We start from the raw sequence: 5640 nt of genomic DNA on the forward strand, positions 1-5640 counted from the left end.
GCGACCGAGGCGGTGACCATGCGGATGGGCGGCTCTCCCTGCTGCTGGTCGGGGCGATGGTGGCGCTGGCGGCGCTCGACTTCGTCGGGGCCGTGCTCGCCAAGGAGTGGGCGGAGGAGCGCAACCACGGGCTGTTCGCCGTCTACGCCCTCAGCCTCAAGCGGGAGGCCCCGTGAGGCACCCGCCCCGCAGCACCATGGCGTCCAGCCCGCCGGTGAACTCGGCCAGCAGCCGGGTCTTGCCCACCCCGGCGTCGCCGCCCACCATCAGCGACGCGCCCTCGGCCTCCGCCTCGGCGTAGGCGGCGGCCAGCGCCCGCAGCTCCTCGCCACGGCCGACAAACCGTACGTTCGCGATCGCGCCTGCCGTGCTCAGAGAATATGCGCCACGACCCCTCGGCTCCTATGCTGCCGCCATGGCCGAGATGCGGTCCGCCGGCACGCTCGGCGACCTGCTGGCGTCTCGCCGGCGGCGCCGGTTCGTGGGGCGCGCCTCCGAGATCGAGCTGGTCCGGGTGGCGCTCGAGTCGGCCGAACCGCCGTTCTCGATGCTCCACGTCCACGGACCGGCCGGCATCGGCAAGACGAGGTTGCTGGAGGTGCTCGCCGGGCTGGCCACCGACGCCGGCGCCAGCGTGGCCTGGCTGGACGGGCGCGACCTCGACCCGTCGCCGCCGGCCGTGCTGGAGGCGCTGGGCGGTGTGCTCGAGGTGCCCGAGGGGGAGGGCGCCATCCAGGGGGCGTCCACCACGGCCAGGGTGGTGCTCCGGCTCGACAACTACGAGCGGCTGGGCCCGCTGGACGACTGGGTGCGAACCACCCTGCTGCCACGGCTGCCGGCCACGGCCCTGACGCTGGCCGCCGGGCGGAGACCGCCGGGCCCGGCCTGGCGCGCCGACCCGGCCTGGCGGGAGCTGCTGCGGGTGGTGTCGCTCCGCAACCTCAGCCCGGAGGAGAGCCGCCGGTACCTCGACGCCTGTGGCGTGGACCCGGCCCGCCACGACCAGCTCGTCGAGGTCGCCCATGGCCACCCGCTGGGGCTGTCGCTGCTGGCCGACGTGGTCGCCCGCGGCGGCGAGGCGGCCGCCGACCCGCTGACCCCGGACCTGGTGGGGACCCTGCTGCGGGCGTTCCTGGAGGTCGTCCCCAGCGGGCCGCACCGCCGCGCCCTGGAGGTGTGCGCGCTGGCCAGGGTGACGACCGAGGCGCTGCTGCGTGACGCGCTCGAGCTCGAGGACGCGCACGAGCCGTTCGCGTGGCTGCGGGAGTTGTCCTTCATGGAGTCGGGGCCGGACGGTGTGTTCCCCCACGACCTGGCCCGCGACGCCCTGGAGGCCGACCTGCGCTGGCGTGACCCCGAGGGCTACCGGCGGGTGCTGCGCGGCGTCCGGGCCAACGTGCAGCGCCGGTTGACGTCGACCCGGGGGCGCGAGCAGCAACGCGCCATCCTCGACGCGAAGTACCTGTTCCGCCGCCTTCCCGGCATCCTCTCGCCGGTGGACTGGGACATCTGGGGGCACCACGCCCCCGAGCCCGCCCGACCGGGGGACCGGGAGCCGATCCTCGGCCTCGTCCTGCGATGGGAGGGTGCCGAGTCGGCCGCGATCGCCGCGCGGTGGTGGGAGCGGCAGCCGGAGGGCTTCTTCGTGGTCCGGGGCGAGAGCGGCGCCGTCGACGGCTTCCTCGCCCTGGTGGACCTCACCCAGGCCTCCGCGGAGGACGTCGCGGCCGACCCCGGCGCCCAGGCGGCCTGGGGCCACGCCCGCCGGCACGGTCCACCCCGGCCAGGCGAGGCGGTCACCCAGTCCCGCTTCGTCATCGACCGGACGGCCTACCAGGGCCCCTCGCCGACCCTCAACGCCACGCCCGTCCTGACGATGCAGCGCTACCTGCAGACGCGGAGGCTGGCCTGGGACTTCCTCACCCTGGCGGAGCCGGAGCGGTGGGACGACTACTTCGCCGCCGCCGACCTGCCGCGCGCCGTCGGCGCCGACTTCGTCGTCGGTGACCGTCGCTACGGGCTGTTCGCCCACGACTTCCGCCGGGTCCCGGTGGAGGCCCTGCTGGAGCAGGTGACCGAGCGCGCCCTGGCCCAGGACCTGCCGCCGTCCCCGCCGGCCGGGCAGCCGCCGCAGCTGGTCCTCTCCCAGCCCGAGTTCGACCAGGCCGTCCGCCAGGCGCTCCGGGACCTGCGCCGGCCCGACCTGCTGGGGCGCAACCCGCTGCTGCGGACCCGGCTGGTCCGGGACCGCGCCGGCGGCGAGGAGCCGAGCGCGGCGGCGCTGGAGGCGCTGGTGTGCGCGGCCGTGGAGACCCTGGCCGAGCATCCTCGCGACGACAAGCTGCTGCGTGCCGTCGAGCGGACCTATGTGCGGCCCGCCCCGACCCAGGAGCGGGCCGCGGCGGCGCTGGGGCTGCCGTTCAGCACCTACCGCCGGCACCTCACCCAGGGTGTGGACCGCGTCGCCTCCTGGCTGTGGGACCAGGAGGTCTACGGCCCGCCGAGCACGACCGAGCACAACTGAGCAGCTTCTGGTCTGGGAACCGAGCAGCGCCCGGGAGCAGCCTGCCTGCGACCGAGGGAGGTGGCTGCAGTGACCACACAGATCGGAGACCGCGCGGTCGTGCTCGGGGCGAGCATGGCCGGGCTGCTGGCGGCCCGGGTGCTGGCCGACGCCTACGGGCAGGTGACGGTGATCGACCGGGACGAGCTCCCCGAGGCGGGCGCCCATCGCCGCGGCGTCCCCCAGGGCCGCCACCTCCATGGGCTGCTGGCCCGCGGGCAGCAGGCCCTGGAGGAGCTGCTGCCCGGGCTCACGGCCGAGCTGATCGCCCAGGGGGCGCCGGCCGGGGACATGCTGGCCGACACGCGCCTGTACCTCAGCGGGCACCGGCTGCGGCAGGCACGCACCGGACTGGTCGTGCTGTGCGCCAGCCGGCCGGTGCTCGAGGGCCACGTCCGGGCCAGGGTGCGGGCCATCCCCAACCTGCGGTTCCTGGACCGCTGCGACATCCTCGGGCTGGCCGCGACCCCCGACGGTCGCCGCGTCACCGGCGTCCGGGTGCTCCGCCGGGCCGACGGCAGCGCCGCGCAGCTGCTCGGCGCCGACCTGGTCGTCGACGCCACCGGCCGTGGGGCCCGCACCCCGATGTGGCTGGAGGCGCTCGGCTACCCCCGGCCGCGGCAGGAGCAGGTGCGGATCGGGCTGGGCTACGCGTCCCGGACCTACCGGCTGCCGGCCGACGCCCTCGACGGCGACCTGGCGGTCCTGCAGGCCGCGACGCCCGGGCATCCACGGACCGGAGGGCTCCAGCGGCTCGAGGGCGACCGGTGGATGCTGACCCTGGGCGGCATCCTGGGTGACCACCCCCCCACCGACCCCGACGGCTTCCTGGAGTTCGCCCGGTCGCTGCGGTTCCCGGACATCTACGAGACGGTCCGGGACGCCGAGCCGCTGGACGACCCGGTCAGCTTCCGCTTCCCGGCCAGCGTCCGGCACCGCTACGAACGGCTGGGCCGCTTCCCCGACGGCCTGCTGGTGGTGGGCGACGCCGTGGCCAGCTTCAACCCGGTCTACGGCCAGGGCATGAGCGTGGCCGCCCTGGAGGCGCTCACCCTGCGCCGCCACCTGGAGCGCGGCACCAGGCCGCAGCCGCGCCGCTTCTTCGCCGACCTGGCCCGGGTGGTCGACGTGCCCTGGGAGATCGCGGCCGGCGGCGACCTCGTCTTCCCCGACGTCCAGGGCCGGCGCACCCCCAAGGGCCGGCTGCTCAACGCCTACATCACCCGGCTCCACGCCGCCGCCGCCCGCGACGCCAGCCTGGCCGACGCCTTCGTCCGGGTCGCCGGGCTGGTCGCCCCGCCCCAGACCCTCCTGCACCCCCGGGTCGCGGTTCGCGTGGTCCGGCCGGGCCGGCGGCCGGCGGTGGGCGCCGGCGGTCGCCTCCACGGGGCTGACCGGCCGTCGTGAGGCTGCTTCCGGTCACCGGCCGGGGGGCCACTGACGGCGCAGGACAGTCGCCGATCAGCCGGCCGGTCGCCCGCAGGGCCACGGTGAACAGGAACCACTCGCCGGGCGTGTCGGGATGGGTGGCCTCCAGCTCCGCCAGGAGCCGGCGCGCCTGGCCGGACCGGTAGGGCATTTCCCAGCTCTGGTAGCAGGCGATCTGTGGTGACGGGCCGCCATGGTAGGTTCGGGGCCATGCCGCCGTTCTACGCCGACCTCCACATCCACTCGAAGTTCTCGAGAGCCTGTAGCAGGGACTGCGACCTGGAGCACCTGGCCCTGGTGGGGCGGCGCAAGGGCATCAGCGTGATCGGCACCGGCGACTTCACCCACCCGAAGTGGTTCGAGGAGCTGGAGGCGACCCTGGTGCCGGCCGAGCCGGGGCTGTTCCGGCTGCGGGAGGACGTGGAGCGGTCGGTCCAGGCGCGGCTGCCGGCCAGCTGCCGGGGGCCGGTGCGGTTCATGCTGTCGGTGGAGATCTCGACCATCTACAGGCGGGCCGAGCGGACCCGCAAGGTCCACCATCTGCTCTACATGCCCGACCTGGCGTCGGCGGCGCGGTGCACGGCGGCGCTGCAGCGGATCGGGAACCTGGCCTCGGACGGGCGGCCGATCCTGGGGCTGGACTCCCGCGACCTGCTGGAGATCACCCTGGCGAGCGGCGAGGGCGCCTACCTGGTGCCGGCGCACGCCTGGACGCCGTGGTTCTCGCCGCTGGGGTCCAAGTCGGGGTTCGACCGGGTCGAGGACTGCTACGCCGACCTGGCCGACCACATCTTCGCCCTGGAGACGGGGCTGTCGGCCGACCCGGAGATGTGCTGGCGGGTGTCGGGGCTTGACCGTTACCGGCTGGTCAGCAACTCCGACGCCCACTCCCCGCCGGCGCTCGGCCGGGAGGCGACGGTGCTGGACACCGAGCTCGACTACTGGGCGATCCGGCGGGCCCTGGAGACCGGGGAAGGGTTCGAGGGGACGGTCGAGTTCTTCCCCGAGGAGGGCAAATACCACCTGGACGGGCACCGCAAGTGCGGCGTCCGCATGGAGCCGGCCGAGACCCGCCGCCACGGCGGCCTGTGCCCGGTCTGCGGCAAGCCGCCAACGGTCGGGGTCCTGCACCGGGTCGAGGAGCTGGCCGACCGGCCGCCCGGCGCCCGCCCGCCCGGGGCGGCCGGGTTCCGCAACCTCATCCAGCTCCCCGAGCTGGCCGGCGAGGTCCTCGGCGTCGGCCCCCGCAGCAAGGCGGTCACGGCCGTGGTCGCCGGCCTGGTCGACCAGCTCGGCCCGGAGCTGGACATCCTCGAACGGGTCCCCGTGGAGGAGATCGCCAAGGCCGGCCCACCCCTCCTGGCCGAAGCCATCGCCCGCGTCCGCCGCGGCGCCGTCATCCGCGAAGCCGGCTACGACGGCGAATACGGCATCATCCGGGTCTTCACCCCCGACGAGCTCGGCACCGCCCCGTCGACCGCCACCCTGTTCGACCCCGGCCCAACCCCCGCCGTGAGCCCGCCCACCCCGAGCCCGGTCACCGCAAGCCCGGTCACCGCAAGCCCGACCACCCCGAGCCCGCCCACCCCGAGCCCGGCCACCCCGAGCCCGGCCGCCGCCTCTCCGGCGGCCGCCCCGAGCCCGCGCAC

Annotated in this window: 4 protein-coding genes; 3 read left to right on the plus strand and 1 reads right to left on the minus strand. The window is 75.5% G+C overall.

The window, feature by feature from the left end; all coding sequences use genetic code 11:
- Positions 1–156 precede the first annotated feature (156 nt).
- Positions 157–375, minus strand: coding sequence for an AAA family ATPase (locus VF468_00260; protein HEX5876759.1), 219 nt, complete (start codon positions 373–375; stop codon positions 157–159).
- A gap of 40 nt (positions 376–415) precedes the next feature.
- On the opposite strand from VF468_00260, the gene VF468_00265 reads away from it, so the two are divergent.
- The 3 genes from VF468_00265 to VF468_00275 form a co-directional block, all read left to right on the plus strand.
- On the plus strand, positions 416–2524 hold the full coding sequence (locus VF468_00265; protein ID HEX5876760.1) for an ATP-binding protein: 2109 nt from the start codon (positions 416–418) through the stop codon (positions 2522–2524).
- Positions 2525–2593: 69 nt separating this feature from the next.
- The gene (locus VF468_00270) at positions 2594–3970 is read left to right on the plus strand and encodes an FAD-binding monooxygenase (GenBank protein HEX5876761.1); all 1377 of its coding nucleotides are present in this window, start codon (positions 2594–2596) and stop codon (positions 3968–3970) included.
- Positions 3971–4201: 231 nt separating this feature from the next.
- Positions 4202–5640, plus strand: a 1439-nt coding sequence (locus tag VF468_00275) for an endonuclease Q family protein (protein HEX5876762.1), incomplete at its 3' end; no start/stop codon positions are given.

This window comes from Actinomycetota bacterium, assembly GCA_036280995.1.
In the GTDB taxonomy this organism is placed as follows: Bacteria; Actinomycetota; CALGFH01; order CALGFH01; family CALGFH01; genus CALGFH01.